Annotated in this window: 15 protein-coding genes; 5 read left to right on the forward strand and 10 right to left on the reverse strand. The window is 68.9% G+C overall.

The window, feature by feature from the left end; translation table 11 throughout:
- Positions 1 to 119: 119 nt before the first annotated feature.
- The 3 genes from OG811_RS06060 to mshB form a co-directional block, all read right to left on the reverse strand.
- The gene (locus OG811_RS06060; RefSeq protein ID WP_406072713.1) at positions 120 to 584 is read right to left on the reverse strand and encodes a hypothetical protein; all 465 of its coding nucleotides are present in this window, start codon (positions 582 to 584) and stop codon (positions 120 to 122) included.
- A gap of 82 nt (positions 585 to 666) precedes the next feature.
- Positions 667 to 1101 (reverse strand): hypothetical protein, encoded by a 435-nt coding sequence (locus tag OG811_RS06065; RefSeq protein WP_406072714.1) that lies wholly within the window; start codon positions 1099 to 1101, stop codon positions 667 to 669.
- Positions 1102 to 1118: 17 nt separating this feature from the next.
- The gene (gene mshB / locus OG811_RS06070; protein WP_406072715.1) at positions 1119 to 2045 is read right to left on the reverse strand and encodes an N-acetyl-1-D-myo-inositol-2-amino-2-deoxy-alpha-D-glucopyranoside deacetylase; all 927 of its coding nucleotides are present in this window, start codon (positions 2043 to 2045) and stop codon (positions 1119 to 1121) included.
- Positions 2046 to 2131: 86 nt separating this feature from the next.
- On the opposite strand from mshB, the gene OG811_RS06075 reads away from it, so the two are divergent.
- On the forward strand, positions 2132 to 4276 hold the full coding sequence (locus OG811_RS06075; RefSeq protein WP_406072716.1) for a prolyl oligopeptidase family serine peptidase: 2145 nt from the start codon (positions 2132 to 2134) through the stop codon (positions 4274 to 4276).
- A 13-nt stretch (positions 4277 to 4289) separates the two neighbouring features.
- On the opposite strand, the gene OG811_RS06080 is transcribed toward OG811_RS06075, so the two are convergent.
- Positions 4290 to 5147, reverse strand: a complete 858-nt coding sequence (locus tag OG811_RS06080) for a helix-turn-helix domain-containing protein (protein ID WP_406075562.1) — start codon at positions 5145 to 5147, stop codon at positions 4290 to 4292.
- Between OG811_RS06080 and OG811_RS06085 the strand changes: the two genes are divergently transcribed.
- Positions 5038 to 5268: a hypothetical protein gene (locus OG811_RS06085; protein WP_406076024.1), complete on the forward strand. Its 231-nt coding sequence runs from the start codon at positions 5038 to 5040 to the stop codon at positions 5266 to 5268. The two genes, OG811_RS06080 and OG811_RS06085, sit on opposite strands and share 110 nt — an antisense overlap.
- A 273-nt stretch (positions 5269 to 5541) precedes the next feature.
- Here OG811_RS06085 and OG811_RS06090 read toward each other — a convergent pair whose 3' ends face one another.
- Positions 5542 to 6726, reverse strand: coding sequence for a helix-turn-helix domain-containing protein (locus tag OG811_RS06090; protein ID WP_406075563.1), 1185 nt, complete (start codon positions 6724 to 6726; stop codon positions 5542 to 5544).
- A 436-nt stretch (positions 6727 to 7162) separates the two neighbouring features.
- Between OG811_RS06090 and OG811_RS06095 the strand changes: the two genes are divergently transcribed.
- Positions 7163 to 7828: a Type 1 glutamine amidotransferase-like domain-containing protein gene (locus OG811_RS06095; RefSeq protein WP_406072717.1), complete on the forward strand. Its 666-nt coding sequence runs from the start codon at positions 7163 to 7165 to the stop codon at positions 7826 to 7828.
- 107 nt (positions 7829 to 7935) lie between these two features.
- On the opposite strand, the gene OG811_RS06100 is transcribed toward OG811_RS06095, so the two are convergent.
- Complete coding sequence (locus tag OG811_RS06100) at positions 7936 to 8475, reverse strand: GNAT family N-acetyltransferase (RefSeq protein WP_406072718.1); 540 nt, start codon at positions 8473 to 8475, stop codon at positions 7936 to 7938.
- Between the two features lie 327 nt (positions 8476 to 8802).
- On the opposite strand from OG811_RS06100, the gene OG811_RS06105 reads away from it, so the two are divergent.
- Positions 8803 to 9051 carry a type II toxin-antitoxin system Phd/YefM family antitoxin gene (locus tag OG811_RS06105; RefSeq protein WP_406072719.1) on the forward strand — a complete coding sequence of 83 codons (249 nt, stop codon included), beginning with the start codon at positions 8803 to 8805 and terminating at the stop codon, positions 9049 to 9051.
- Positions 9048 to 9431 carry a PIN domain-containing protein gene (locus OG811_RS06110; protein WP_406072720.1) on the forward strand — a complete coding sequence of 128 codons (384 nt, stop codon included), beginning with the start codon at positions 9048 to 9050 and terminating at the stop codon, positions 9429 to 9431. Before OG811_RS06105 ends, OG811_RS06110 begins: the two co-directional genes overlap by 4 nt.
- A gap of 225 nt (positions 9432 to 9656) precedes the next feature.
- Here OG811_RS06110 and OG811_RS06115 read toward each other — a convergent pair whose 3' ends face one another.
- The 4 genes from OG811_RS06115 to OG811_RS06130 all read right to left on the reverse strand — a co-directional run bounded on the left by OG811_RS06115 (position 9657) and on the right by OG811_RS06130 (position 14427).
- Positions 9657 to 10613 (reverse strand): hypothetical protein, encoded by a 957-nt coding sequence (locus OG811_RS06115; RefSeq protein WP_406072721.1) that lies wholly within the window; start codon positions 10611 to 10613, stop codon positions 9657 to 9659.
- Positions 10610 to 10966, reverse strand: a complete 357-nt coding sequence (locus tag OG811_RS06120; RefSeq protein ID WP_406072722.1) for a PadR family transcriptional regulator — start codon at positions 10964 to 10966, stop codon at positions 10610 to 10612. The genes OG811_RS06115 and OG811_RS06120 overlap by 4 nt, the downstream gene beginning before the upstream one ends.
- Positions 10967 to 11542: 576 nt before the next feature.
- Entirely contained in the window at positions 11543 to 13285 is a 1743-nt protein-coding gene (locus OG811_RS06125) for an ABC transporter substrate-binding protein (protein ID WP_406072723.1), read from the reverse strand.
- A 155-nt stretch (positions 13286 to 13440) separates the two neighbouring features.
- Positions 13441 to 14427, reverse strand: a complete 987-nt coding sequence (locus tag OG811_RS06130; RefSeq protein ID WP_406072724.1) for an ABC transporter permease — start codon at positions 14425 to 14427, stop codon at positions 13441 to 13443.
- Positions 14428 to 14436: the final 9 nt, after the last annotated feature.

Below are 14436 nucleotides of genomic sequence, written 5' to 3' on the forward strand. Positions count from 1 at the left end.
GCGGTATCCGGAGGCCCGGGACACCCGGACATCAACGAACCCGAGTTGTTGATCAAGCCGCACGAGCCCGGCGGCGCACGCCCAGCCGGCGCACACCCGGCGTCCAGCCCGGCGGTGGGTCAGCGGCGGACGACTCGGCGCGGTTTGGCGGCATTGGCCTCGGCGTACCGCTTGAGTTGCCGGGAGCGATAGTCACGCCCGAGCGCGGTGAGCACCAGGTAGCCGATCAGCAGGCCGGCGCCAGCGGCGAGCAGGTAGAGCCAGATCTGGGCCATGAACGTCGCCGCACCGCCAGCGAACGGGTTGTGACCGACCAGCAGAGGCCCGACAAGTACGGTCAGCACCATCGCCACCGGCACCACGAGGGCCATGTCGGCCGCCCAACCCGCCAGCGGTCGGTGACCACCCCAGCGGAAGGCGACCACGGCCAGGATCAGCCCGATCACCACGAACATCGCCAACGACATCCGGTCGGCGGCGGTGTCGTCACCGTCGTAGCCGAACCGGATGATCAGCCGGGCGACCACGTTGACCGCGAACAGTGCTGCCACGAGCACCCCGACGTCACGCCACCGTCTGTCCACCACAGGACCTCCTGCCGTACGCCCCGTCGCGGGGCCCGTATCCCTGGCAGGAATATCTACCACCCCTACCTGTGTGCCGTCATCAGCCATGCAGAGTGGGCGGCGGGGCGAGGATCTGCCGGAAGCCCATCACCGCGAACGTCATCGCGCCGGCCACGATCATGGCCAGGCCGACCCAGTTGTCGCCGGCCAGCAGCAGGTCGCCCTCGTTGGTCCGGATGGCGGCCACCGCCATCAGCGCGAACCATGGCACCGCCGGCAGCGCCACCGCCCATCTGCGGCCGACCGCCTCGTGCGCGAACCAGCTCAGCACGATGTTGGCGCCGATGGCGAGGAGTGCCGACACGCCGATCAGTTGTCCGCCGACGCGGACCGTGGCGAGCAGCAGCTCCAACACCCCGGTCAGCACTCCGGCGACCACCACGACGATCGCACCGGCCAGCCGCAGGCCCAGGTCCAGCAGCCGCGGCGGCGGCCCCGCCGGAGGCGGGGTGTCCGGGGTGTCGACGACCGTCATCGGTACGGCGGGCAGGGTCACCGGAGACCGGCCGCCGCGACCGGGGACCGGCCCGGGCCGGTCTTCTCGGGCAGCCCGGCGAAGAGGTCGTCCTCCCAGCCGTACGGTCCGGCGCCCGGGCCCTTCTCGCCGACCGCGAGGGTGAAGAACTCGACGCCCATGAACTCACCTCCGAAGTTGCCGGCGATCGAGTAGAGCCAGGAGGTGGCCGGGATCTGGGTGCCGTGCGCCCGCATCGCGGCCTCCTTGGCCGTGTGCTGGTCGGTGCCGTCGATCCGGGCGGCGATCTGGGCGTCCGGGGTGCCGAAGGGCAGGTCGGTAATGTCCTTGATGCCGCCGAACGGGTTGTCGGAGGACTCGGCGAAGTGCGTCATGCCGGCCTCCAGCACGCTGAGCGGCATGGCCGTCCAGTAGACCTTGAGCGGGGCGCAGCCCTCGGCGGCGGCCAACTCGACCGCGCGCATCGCCACCCGGTGCGCCTGGATGTGGTCGGGGTGGCCGTAGAAGCCGTTCGGGTCGTACGTGATCAGCACCTGCGGGCGTACCTCCCGCATGATCTCGACCAGGTGCCCGGCGGCCTCGTCGAGGTCGGCCTGCCAGAAGGCGCGGGGGTGCTCGTTGGTCGCGAGCCCCATCATTCCCGAGTCGCGGTAGCGGCCGGCGCCGCCGAGGAAGCGGTGGTCGCTGACGCCGAGCGCGGCGCACGCGGCGGCCAGCTCGGTGATCCGGTACCCGCCGAGCTGGTCGGCCTCGGCGGCGGCGAGTTGGGCCAGCGCGGGCACGTGGATCTCGCCCTCCTCGCCGAGGGTGCAGGTCACCAGCGTGACGTGCGCGCCGTCCGCGGCGTAGTGGGCCATCGTCGAGCCGGTGCCGATCGACTCGTCGTCGGGGTGCGCATGGACCAGCAGCAGGCGGCGGTCGGGCAGCATCGTCACGACGGTCACTCTAACTGGCTGTTCCGCCCGCCCGACGCTGACGCGTCCGCCCAGGTCGGCCACATCACCCCCGATACCGCTCTACGATTTGGCGTGTGGACTTTCCGGAGCTGGCCGCCCGCACCCGCCGGTTCAGCCATGGCGCTCCACGCGCTGTCTCCGTGGCTGAGGACGGCTCCCGGGTGATCTTCCTGCGCTCTGCCGGCCCGGAGGATCCGGCGGACGCGCTCTGGCTGCTGGACGTGGCCACCACCGAGGAGCGCCTGGTCGCCGATCCGGCAACCCTGCTGGGCGAGGGTGGGGATGTCAGGTCTCTCTCCCCCGGTGAACGCGCGCTGCGCGAGCGGCTGCGGCTCAGCGCCGCCGGCATCGGCTCGTACGCGCTGGACGCCGCCGGTCGGGTTGCGGTGTTCGCGCTGGCCGGGCGGTTGTTCCGGGCCGACCTGGTGCACGGCGACGTGGTGGAGGTGACCGCCGTCGGCCCGGTGCTGGACCCGCGTCCGGACCCGAGCGGGCAGCGGCTGGCGTACGTGACCGACGCGGCCGAGGGTGTGCGCCGGGGCGAGCTGCGGTTGATTGAGGCCGACGGCACCGACAGCCTGCTGGCCGGCGAGGACGCCGGGGTGAGCTGGGGGTTGGCCGAGCACATCGCGGCTGAGGAGTTCGGTCGGCATCGGGGCTACTGGTGGGCGCCGGATGGCCGCTCGGTGCTCGCCGCCCGGGTCGACGAGTCCCGCCTGGACCGCTGGTACCTGCACGACCCCGCCGAGCCGGCCAGCCCGCCGACCGCCGTCGCGTACCCCCGGGCTGGTGGGCCGAACGCGGAGGTCAGCCTGCACCTGCTGGACCTGGACGACGGCTGGGTCGACGTGCACTGGGACCGGGAGACCTACCCGTACCTGACCGCGGTCAGCTGGGTGGAGGGCAGCCCGCTGATCACCGTGCTGCGCCGCTCGCAGCAGCACGGTCTGGTGCTGGCGGTGGACCCTCGAACGGGTGAGACGCAGGTGCACGCCGAGCTGGCCGATCCGCGTTGGGTCGAGCCGATCGCCGGCACACCGGCGCACCTGCCGGACGGGCGGGTGCTGGTCGGTGGGGAGCTGGCCCACGACGGGTACGACGCGCGGTGCCTGTTCGCCGACGGCACCCTGCTCACCCCGCCGTCGCTGTACGTGCGGCGGGTGGTGGGTCGGTTGCCGGCCGCCACCGGACCGGCCGACCTGCTGGTGGAGGCGAGCGACGGCGAGCCGAGCGAGCGGCACCTGTTCCGGGTCCGCACCACCATCGGCGGCGGGGTGGACGCGCGGCGGCTGACCACCGACTCCGGCTGGTACACCGCCGCGGTGGGCGGGGACGTGCTGGTGGTCGGTATGGCGTCGCTGGACCATGCCGGGGTGCGCTGGACGGTGCGCCGCGGCGACCAGGAGCTCGCCGAGTTGCGGTCGTTCGCCGCCACCCCGCCGTATTCTCCGCTGCCGCTGCTGGAACGGGTGACCGACCGGCGGCTGCCGGCGGCGGTGCTCTACCCGGACAACCACGTGACGGGCCGGCGGCTGCCGGTGCTGCTGGACATCTACGGCGGCCCGGGGCACCAGGAGGTCGTGGCGGCGCGGGCCGCGTGGTTGGAACGGCAGTGGTGGGCCGACGCCGGGTTCGCGGTGGTCACCATCGACAACCGGGGTACGCCGGGGGTGGCCCCGTCGTTCGAGAAGGCGATCCACCGACGGCTGGCCGACGTGATCCTGACCGACCAGATCGACGCGCTGACCGCACTCGCCGGCAAGCACCCCGACCTGGACCTGGGCCGGGTGGGGGTACGCGGCTGGTCGTTCGGGGGGTGGCTGGCCGGGTTGGCGGTGCTGCGCCACCCGGAGCTGTTCCGCTGCGGGATCGCGGGCGCCCCGGTGACCGACTGGGCGCTGTACGACACCGCGTACACCGAGCGTTATCTGGGGTTGCCGGAGGACGGCACGGACGTCTACGCGCACCACTCGCTGGTCGAGTTGGCGGCCGAGCCGGTCACCGGCCCGGACCAGGCCCGCCCGTTGCTGCTGGTGCACGGTCTGGCCGACGACAACGTGGTGGCCGCGCACACGCTCCGGCTCTCCGCGGCCCTGCTGAACTCCGGCCGGCCGCACGCCGTGCTGCCGCTGACCGGGGCCACGCACATGGCCGCGAACGGCACCGCCGAGCGCCTGCTCCCATTGGAGCTGGACTTCCTCCGTACCCATCTGCTGTGACCTGCCTGCCATTTCACAGAACCCCCAGGGCGATGGCGAGTTGGGTGATCGTCGGTGGGGCGTCCGGGTCGCGGGCGACCTGGGCGACCACGTCCCGTGCGGCTGGCCGGTGGCGGATCTCGGCGGGCGCGATGCTGTCGGCCCGCAACAGGACCCGGGCCGCGTTGGCGGAGTCCAGGCCAGCCTGCACGAGCAGCGAACCACACAGCGACAACTCCTGCGGCGTGCCAGCGTCAAGATCGGACAGGGCGATCTGGTAGGCGGCTGCCAGCATCACCGGCCTTGCCCGCGCCGATGCCCGCAGCACCTGGCCCAACTGCACCGCCGCGCACGCCAGCAACACCCGATCACCGGCGGCGGCGGACATCGCCCGGTCAGCGGCCAACCACGCAAGGCTCCCCTCGTCCAGCTTGACCAACAACGCCGCCGTCACCCGATACGCCTCCACCACCGCCGCCCGCCCGACCTCCGGGTCCTGCGCGTGGGCACGGTGAACCTCGGTCACCAACGTGGGCAACAACTCGACCAGACGCGGATACCGGGCGTGCTGGAAGGTCATCCACACATGCCGCACCTCCCGAGCCAACCGATCGGCCGACATCACCTCCCGGCCCGTCGGGCGACCAAAAGCCATCTCGTACGTCGACAACGCCGCCCGAATCCGCACGACGCCTTCGCGACACTCGGCCACCCCAACGGGCTCGACATCACGACCAAGCAGCGCCGCGGCATCAACCCTCAACACCGCCGCGATATCCCGGATGGTCGACACCCGCTCCAAGGAACGGACCCCGCGCTCGACCTTGTCCACCCAGCTCTTCGACTTCCCCAACCGATCCGCGAACGACTGCTGCGACAACCTCCGCCGCACCCGCAGATACGCCACCCGACGACCGATCGGCACCGGATCACCGCCCACCGCGCCACCGCCGATCCGGCACCGCCCGAGTCGTCTCCTGCACCGGTATCCGCTCACCCTCGGCCTGCGCTAGCAACCGGCGTATGGCTGCTTCCCGCTCGGCGGCATCTATCTGCTCGCCCCTGCTGGGCGTATCGGCGTTGTCCTGGCCGCTCATTCCCACCTCCGCTGGCAGGGGTGCGGCGGCCTGCTCAGGTCAAGGACCACGTCCGCCGCACCCGACTACGGGCGGGTCTGTTGTCCCGATCGCCGACCTGTTTGTGCTGTTCCCGCCCCACTCCCAGCATCTGGTGAACAGGCGGTAACAGAAAGCCACCGGCTGTCCGCTGGTCGCGCGTGCTGTCCGCTAACGAATCGTGGGACGGTACGCCTCGTACACCTCGCGGAACGCCGCCGCATCCGCCGCCCCGGTCAGCTCGACCTGCCGGAGCACTTCCCGCGCCCGCCACCAGTTCGAGGACACCACTCGTCCCGACCGGACCGCTTCGGCGGCGACGACGCTGGCCTCGTCCGGCTGGTCGGCGGCCAACAGTGCCATGGCGAGATCCAGACGGGCGGAAGCAGAGCGCCGTGGCCGCTTCCCACCATCGCCGCGCGGGTCCAATTCCGCCAAGGCAGTCCGGGCGATCTGCTCTGCGGCCGGGTCACCCGCCCACGACAGCGTGGTCGCCGTGTACGCCAACGCCTTCGTCGGGTCGTACCGATAGTGGTGCTCGGCCTGCTCCGGCACCGGCAAGTTCGCTGTCAACCGCTCCAGACGATCCAGCGCATCACGCGTCCGTCGCACGTCAGCCAACCGCGCCCACACCCGCGCCTCCTGGGCGGTCGCCTGGATGTACGCCGAACTACCCCGCGGCGCCACCCGCTGCGCCTGCCGCGAAAGGTCCATCGCCCGCCGGCAATCGCCCTGAGTGAGCCAGTCCCACGCCTGCGTCTCCAGACACCACGCCTGGATCTCCGGATGCTCAGCATGCTCGGCAAGAGCCATGGCCGTGCGCAGATGAGCGCCTGCTGCGGGCTGTTGCAGCAGATCAATGTGCACCGTCGCCCGCAGCACCGTCAGCCACCCACCGGCAACGACGAGCCGCCGACGCTGCGTCAACGTCCCACGACCGTCGAGCAGCCTCCCCACGTAGGCCAACTGGCGCCGCACCAGCGGCAGCAGATCAACCGGCCGCACGAGCGCGTATGCGCTTGCCAGGTCGTCCACACCCGCCTCGATCCGAGCGAGCGTCTCGGCGCTGACATCGCTGACCCGCACCCGAGCCAGCAACTCCCCGGCCTCGGTGTCGTGGTCGACGGGCTCGTCCACCAGACGGATGAGTGTCCCGTCGGCTCGCAGCACTTCGTCGAGGTGCCTAGCCGTTTCAGGGGTGGGGGCCTTCGCCCCGGTCTCCAGATCGTGCAGGTGGCTCTTGCCCCGATGAGCGAGCTGACCTAGTGCCCGCAACGACAGCCCACGGTCGGCCCGAAGCACACGCAGTTGGGCACCGAAGCGCGGATCGACATGCGACACGACGACGCCCCCAATTGACAAGCAGGACAGCTCAGACCAGATCGGCGGACCACTGCTACGGACAGTACATCGAGCAAACACGGTCTCGCGCCGACCGCACGATGCCGTTGCCGCTGCACCCAAGGACAGCCGTTGACTCCGCATCATCACCTCCGCTTGGGTGGCGCAGCGGAAAGCTCAACCGTGCTCCTTCATCGCCTTCCACCGCGCCTGGCTACTCCCAGTCCGACAGCCGGGAATATCCTCATCTAGCCGATGAGCGGTCGCCGTGACATACGCGTCCCGCGCGCCTCGGTCGGGTGCACGTGTTGGGCGAAGTAGGACCGGGTGGAGGGTAGTCGCCCCGCCAACTGAGGGACCTCCGAAAGTGGACGCCCGAAACTACGATGAGTGCCGGCGCGGCCCTTGGTCATCAGGCACATTCTCCTTCGCCCGTGAATTCGGAGGCATCGTGAAGCTCTTGCTTACGTCCGGCGGCGTCACGAACCCGAGCATCCACTCGGTGCTCGTGCAGCTGCTCGGCAAGCCGATCGATGAGTGCCACGCCCTCTGCGTCCCGACAGCACAGTGGGGTCACCCGATGTGCGGTCCGACATCGGTACGGGACTTCGTCGCCGCCGAGCCCAAGCCTGACTGGCAGTACATGTCCGGCCTGGGCTGGGCGTCGCTCGGTGTCCTCGAGCTCACCGCATTGCCCACCCTCGGCGCGGAGCGATGGGTCCCCTGGGTCCGGAAGGCCGACGTGCTCCTGGTCGACGGAGGCGACGCGACATACCTGTGCCACTGGATGCGCGAGTCCGGGCTAGCCGATCTGCTGCCTTCGCTGCCCGACAAGGTCTGGGTGGGAGTAAGCGCCGGAAGCATGGTGATGACGCCCCGGATCGGGGACTACTTCGTCGAGTGGCCGTCCGCACCAGACGACCGCACCCTCGGAGTCGTCGACTTCTCGATCTTCCCGCACCTGGACCTCTTCCCGACAAACACCATGGCTGACGCGGAGCGATGGGCCGCCGACATCGGCGTCCCGGCCTACGCCATCGACGAACAGACGGCCATCAAGGTCGTCGACGGCTCAGTCGAGGTGGTCTCCGAAGGGCAATGGACGAAGTTCGGGTGATTGTCGCCGGGCGACTATCCGGATCTGCCGCCGACCGGGCGCGGCCTGCTGATCGGTCTGTCAGTATCCGTGGCCGCCGATCGGGTTGATGTCGCCGCGCCGGCCGGCTACGGCGTCCAGTCGCACCGGAGTAGACCGTAGATCACCATGTCTACGAAGCCGTCGCCGTCGTACTCGCGCTCCCGCTGGGTGCCTTCGTGCGTAAAGCCGCACGTCTCCGCGGTCCGCCGCATGGCCGCGTTGCTGGCCAGCGTCTCCAATTCCAGACGGCGTAGGTTGCGGTTGCGGAAGCCGTACCGGCAGAGCAGCCGGATCACCTCGGTCCCGTACCCCTGGCCACGCGCCTCGGGTAGCAGTGAGATGCCGAGGTGGGCGTACTGGTTGAATGCGTTGATCCCCCACAGCACGCTGCCACCGAGGAAAGTGCCGTCGGCGACGGTTTCGGCGAGCAGCGACACGGTGGTCGCGCCGTCGGGCGGCTCGGTGACCTGTTTCTCCAGCCGGGCCCGGATTTGGCCGACGTGGCACGGCAGGAATGGCTCGCCGTCTGTGATCAGGTGCAACTCGGGATCACCGTGCAGGCGGAACATGTTCGGCGCGTCGTCGGGCGTGGGCGGGCGCAGTCGGACCCGGTCGGTGGCGAACATGCCGGCGACGCTAACAGCCGGCATGGAGATCCACGACCGGGTTAAACCGGGGCACGCGGACCGCGCGGCGTGCCAGACTCCGCCGTGATGATGACGGACCGCGCCGCCAACCGGCCACCATGGCAGGGGCACCGATGATGTCCGGATCTGCCGCAGATCGCGCGTCCTGGAGCACAGCCGCCGCGACAGGTGGCGAGGTGCGATCGTGCCGAAAAGTAGTGCATCCGATCTTGCTTGAACTGCGAGCACCCTCAGCGGCCGAGCGGTCGGCGGCAGCGCGGGACGACGACCTTTGACGGCGATAGCACAAGTGCTACGGTAGGGCGTATGCATGAAGTTGGACTGCGGGAAATGCGGCAGAACGCCAGCGACCTGGTGCGTCGGGCGCAAGCGGGTGAACGCGTGACGATCACCGTCGCCGGCCGACCGGCAGCCGTGCTCGGCCCGGTCAGTCCTCGAACCTGGCGCGAATGGGACGACCTCGCCGGCGTGTTCGACCAACCAACCGACCCAGGGTGGGCGGGCGATCGGGACCTCCTCGACGACACCGTCACCGATCCGTGGGTTGAGCGGTGAGCCGCGGCATCCTCGACACCAGCGTCCTCATCGCCACCGACATAACCCCGATTCCCGGCGAACTGGCCATCAGCGTCGCCAGTCTCGCCGAACTCCAGTTCGGTGTCCTGATCGCGAAAACCGCCGAAGCGAGGGCGCTCCGGTTGGCGCGGCTGAGCACCATCCAACGCCGATTTGATCCGCTACCCATCGACGAAGCCATCGCCGACAGCTACGCGCGACTGGCCGCCCGCGTCGTCGAGACCGGCCGCCAACCGCGGGCCAGGGTGATGGACCTACTCATCGCTGCGACCGCACATGCCCATGACGCCGCCATCTACACCCGCAACGCCGACGACCTCGCCGGTCTCGAAGATCTCATCACGATTCACACGATCTGACGTCACCGTGAGACGGGGTTCTCCGGCTGCTCGACACCGGCTACTTCCTGCTGGAGGTCAAGCTTGACGTCGCTGCGCCGATGATCCGCGATTTCCTCGACCGTTCCATCGGTCTGTAGTGGCCAGACCTCGACGACACCCTGCGCGACTGGCCATGGTGTTTTCGACACGAGTTGGCCGCCCTGCGATCCTTTGTCAGGGATCTATGCAGAGCGACCACGCTGCTCAGAGGGTGACTTGCCGGCGGGCGGCCATTCTGCTGACCGTGACGTTGATTGCAAAAATTCCGATTACGGCTCCGAGGAGCAAATTTCGCGGTCCCACGTCCCAACCATAGAGCGTCCAATTGGTTGGCTCATAGGCCAGCATAGGCAGGATTAGCGCCAGAAGGACTGCGCTGGCCGCGATCGATATCCGAACATCGAGCGCCGCGCCCACGAAAGCCGCCACCAGCCCGGCGGCCACGATGACCGGCAGGGTAAACCGGTCGACCCAGCCATTGAGCGGATTAGGCGTCATGACAGCCATGGTCATTGCCGCGCCGACAAGCCAGGTCCATGGTCGCGCCACCCGTGATTGACGCGCTCGAAGCAGCGGCACCATCGTCAGGACGGCCAACAAGCACGCCCACGTAGAAAGCTGCATGGCCAGGTATAGACCCGCCCGGAGCCCCAACACCGCGTCGATCCCCGTCCATGGCCCTACCGCGTACCACAGGTCGTTCGCCGCGGAGTACCAGATCTCCGCACCAAAGGCGCCAATGGTTATGGCGAGTGCGAGGCGGTAGCGAGCCCATGCCGCGGCGGCCAACGCGAGAAGCAACAATGCGGGCGTGACCAGGCTCCCCCCATGCAGAAAGCTGGCGGAATTACCCGGAAACAGCAGCCATAAGCGCCACATGAGGGGCAGGGCCGTAAGGGTAACGCCACACACGAGCAGGGACAGCACGGTCAACCGCAGCGCGGAGTATCGCAAGGTGTCCCGGGCACCGAGCCGGTCCACACCGGAGCGGACCCGGAGACCTCCCACCACGAGTGCCAGGGACTCCCGAAGGCTCAGGTGCCTTCGGTCCGCCTCGCCCACGACCAGCAGCGTTTCCAGCATCTCGTCGGCGCGGTACTGTCGATAGGCCCGAGGGTATGCGCGCAGCAGCCACCGGTAGCGGCGCTCCTGGCCGGTCATGCCGGCACCGTCCGAACCGTCGCAGCCGTCGACCGCACGGAACGGTCTCGAACGATCCGAGCTGCGGCGATCATCCGCGCCGCCTCCTCATGCAGTGCGGACAACCCACGCTCGGTCAGCTCGTATGTGCGACGGGCGCGGCCGTTGACCACCGTCTCCTCGGCCACTTGCACCATCTCCTCGCGGGTAAGCCGGTCCAACGCGGCGTACAGCGTGCCGGTCGTCAACCGCACTCGCCCGTCGGACAGCTCCTGCGCACGCTTGACGATGGCGTAGCCGTGCAACGGTTCGTCCTGCAACGCGCCGAGGATGAAGTATGTGGGTTCGCGCATCGGTGCGGAGGGTTTAGTCATGCCATCATCATAAGCAGATGATCGACGTATCAGTCAAGGCATCCGCCACTCGGCAGGCGGGGCGTCACTGACCGTCGGGGGTGGTCATGCTCGTCCGCCGCAGCCCGCGCCGAAGGCCAGACGCCACTCCAGAGCGCCCCGCCGCAGCGACCCGCCGCGCCGATCTTGCAGTTTCGGTCGCCGAGATGCGTGGAATGTCCCCTAAGTCGAGGCAGAAAGTGCAAGATCGCGAGAAAGGGGCAGCCCGGACCCGTCGAGGCAGTACGGGCTGACGAACAATGCGCGCTACACAGCGCCCTGCCAAGCTGACCCGCTTGCTGCTGATGTCACCAAGGTCATCATCGGCTGGCGGTTCGCGCGGAGCCGATCGGACAAACCTTGCACATGCCGCGCTAACGGTGCCAGGAACGAGGCGAAGGCCCAGCTCAGCGAGCCAGACCTTCACCTCGAAGGGGAGATGTCGAGATTATGCGATTGGGCGCTGCCGGGATCACGCAGCGACCTGTTCGGCGGGAACGGAAGGGTCCCCTCCCGACGGCGTTGTCGGGAGGGGACCCTTCCTGCCTGCGGTGTGACTTACGGCTTGACGTGCGCGTTGACGAACGACGGGTAGCCGAAGACGCTGGAGATGAAGACCCCGCCGGCCTTGGACCCGTGCACGTTGTAGGCCACGTCGACGTAGAGCGGCACCACCGGGGCGTGCTCCTTCATGATCCGCTCGTCGAGCTTGGCCCACTCCGGGCCCTGGTCGGCCGGGGCCAGCGCCAGGATGCGGTCCATCTCGGCGTTGATCGTCGGGTCGTTGAAGTACGCGCTGTTGCTGTTGCCCTCGGCCTTGATGGTGCGGCCGTCGTAGAGCACCGGCAGGATCGAAGCGCCGCTCGGCCAGTCAGCCGCCCAGTTACCGATGTAGAGGTCCCAGGGGTTGTCCTTCTTCTTGACCTCGTCGAGCTTCGCGTCGTCGGAGATGTTCCGCAGCGTGATCTTGAAGCCGGCCCGCTCCAGGTTCGCCTTGAGCTGGGCGCCCTGCTGCTGCTCGGTCGAGCTGTCGGCGACGCCGAGAACCAGCTCCGGCGTCTTGCCGCCGAGCAGCTCCTTGGCCTTGTCGACGTTGCCGTTGGGGCCTGCCGGATACGCCTCGTACGCCTTGTAGCCGATGGTGGCCGACGGCATCAGCGTGGTCAGGGGCGCGGCGACGGTCTGACCGCCGAGTGCCTTGATCAGACCCTCGCGGTCGATGGCGTAGTTGAGCGCCTGACGGATCTTCAGGTCGGTGACCCGCTGGTTGTTGATGACCAGCTGGTTGGCGCTCGGCGTCGGCGAGAGGATGGTCCGGGACTTCAGAGCGGCGTCCCCGGCGACCTTGGCGACCAGCGAGGCGGGCACGGCGTTCCAGGCCAGCGCGGTCTGGTCGGCGCCGTTGTCGGCGATCACCCGGTTGTTGGCGGCGTCCGCCGTCGGGCCAAAGCTCCACACGAACTGGTCCGGGTACTGGTGGCGCACGGCGTCGGTGGCCGGGTCCCAGTTGGGGTTGCGGTCCAGGGTGAGCTGTACGCCGGTCTGGTTCTTCGCGATCTTGTACGGGCCGGACGAGAACGGCTGCTGGTCCAGGTTGACGCCGGTGTCCTTGTCAGCGGGCAGCGGCGCGGTGGTCGGCAGCGAGACCGCGAACGGCAGGTCACAGCGGGGCTTGGCGAACTCGAAGCGCAGCGTCTTGGCGTCCGGCGTGCTCAGGCCCGGCGGCAGCGACGTCTTGTTCTTCTTGAAATCCCACTTCGTGTCGAACTGCGCGGTGTCGGCCAGCCACTCCTGGATGTAGGTGGGGCCGCCGGAGAGGTCCGGGTCGAAGGAGCGGGCGATGCCGTACGCGATCTCCTTGGAGGTGATCGGGCGTCCGTCCTCGAACTTCACCCCGTCCTTGACCTTGAATTCCCAGACCTTGCAGTCAGAGTTGACGTTGGTGCCCGGCGTCTCGGCCAGGTCGCCGACGAGCACCAGGCCGCCCTTGCCGTCGTCCTTCCAGGTGGTCAGATAGCGAGCGAAGAGCGGGTTGGCCATCAGACCGGCGAACGAGTACGTCCGCTGCGGGTCCAGATGGGAGATCGCCGTCTCCCGGATGATGGTGAAGGTGCCGCCCTTCTGGGCGCCACTCACCTCAGCCGCCGGGCCCTGCGAGTCCTTGGGATCGGTCGCGATGACCCCGGTCTGCTGCCGCTCGGTGTCCACCGTGGTGCCCTCGCCCGTGTTCTCCGAGCACGCACCCAATGCCACAACCAGAGCGATCGCGCCGCCTGCGGCAGCCGCTACGCGTGGTCTCATGACGTACCTCCTTCACCCATGTGCCGTGCGGTCCGCCGCGGCGAGAACCGCCGACGTCCCGAGGATCGTAAAGAAGAAAACCTACGGATTGTGTAACAGTTGTTGATAAATTTCGCCGCCGACCGGGTGGTGGACACCCTGGCCAGCCGCCCGGCTCAGCGCAGCCGGACCCGGGGGTCGATGGCCGCGTAGAGCAGGTCCACCAGCACGTTCGCCAGCACCACGAAGACGGCCGAGATCAGCACGGTGGCCATGATGGTGGGCAGGTCGCCCGAGCGCACCGCGTCCACCGCGGTACGCCCCAGCCCCTGGATGCCGAACGTCGTCTCGGTGATCACCGTGCCGCCCAGCGCGCCACCGACGTCCAGGCCGGCGATGGTCACCACCGGGGTGATCGCCGCGCGCAGCGCGTGCCGCCCGTACACCTTGGGTTTGGCCAGGCCCTTGGCCCGCGCGGTCCGGACGAAGTCCTCCGACAGCGTCTCCAGCATCTGCGCCCGGGACAGTCGGGCATAGATGGCCGAGAACAGGAAGGCCAACGCCACCCAGGCGAGCACCAGCCCACTGGCCCACTTCGCCGGATTGTCGAAGATCGAGGTGTAGCTGGGCACCGGCAGCACCCGCAGGTTGTAGACGAAGACCAGCAGCAGCACCGCGCCCACGAAGTAGAGCTGCAACGAGGCGCCGGTCAGGGAGAACCCGATGGCCACCCGGTCCAGCCAGGTGCCCCGCCGCAACGCGGAGACCATGCCGAGCCCCACCCCGAGCAGCAGCCAGAGGATCGCCGCCGGGAGCACGATGCTCAGTGTCACCGGCAGGACCCGGGCGATGGTGTCCGAGACGGCCTCGTTGGTGACGTACGACCAGCCCAGGCAGGGCGCGTCGCACTGGCCACCCTGGGCGCTGCCCAGGTCCCGTCCGGTGACGATGCCCTTCATGTAGCCGGCGTACTGGCTGATCAGAGGGTCGTTCAGGCCCAGCTCGGTGCGGACCCGTTCCAGCCGCTCCGGGTTGCAGTTCTTCGGGCACATGCCGGTCACCGGGTCGCGCGGCAGGGCGAAGAACATCAGGAAGGTCAGCACGCTCACCGCGAAGAGGGTCAGCGTGGCGGAGAAGAGCCGCTTGATCAGAAATCGCGCCATGAGAAACCC

The organism is Micromonospora sp. NBC_01638, assembly GCF_045209745.1.
In the GTDB taxonomy this organism is placed as follows: Bacteria; Actinomycetota; Actinomycetes; order Mycobacteriales; family Micromonosporaceae; genus Micromonospora.

What these genes read in the sequence shown, in the direction of transcription:
- OG811_RS06065 (WP_406072714.1), bottom strand. Translation starts at nt 1,101, where the DNA reads ATGACGGTCGTCGACACCCCGGACACCCCGCCTCCGGCGGGGCCGCCG.
- OG811_RS06085 (WP_406076024.1), top strand. Translation starts at nt 5,038, where the DNA reads ATGGTCGACACCCGCTCCAAGGAACGGACCCCGCGCTCGACCTTGTCC.
- OG811_RS06100 (WP_406072718.1), bottom strand. Translation starts at nt 8,475, where the DNA reads ATGTTCGCCACCGACCGGGTCCGACTGCGCCCGCCCACGCCCGACGAC.
- OG811_RS06105 (WP_406072719.1), top strand. Translation starts at nt 8,803, where the DNA reads ATGCATGAAGTTGGACTGCGGGAAATGCGGCAGAACGCCAGCGACCTG.
- OG811_RS06115 (WP_406072721.1), bottom strand. Translation starts at nt 10,613, where the DNA reads ATGACCGGCCAGGAGCGCCGCTACCGGTGGCTGCTGCGCGCATACCCT.
- OG811_RS06120 (WP_406072722.1), bottom strand. Translation starts at nt 10,966, where the DNA reads ATGACTAAACCCTCCGCACCGATGCGCGAACCCACATACTTCATCCTC.
- OG811_RS06125 (WP_406072723.1), bottom strand. Translation starts at nt 13,285, where the DNA reads ATGAGACCACGCGTAGCGGCTGCCGCAGGCGGCGCGATCGCTCTGGTT.
- OG811_RS06130 (WP_406072724.1), bottom strand. Translation starts at nt 14,427, where the DNA reads ATGGCGCGATTTCTGATCAAGCGGCTCTTCTCCGCCACGCTGACCCTC.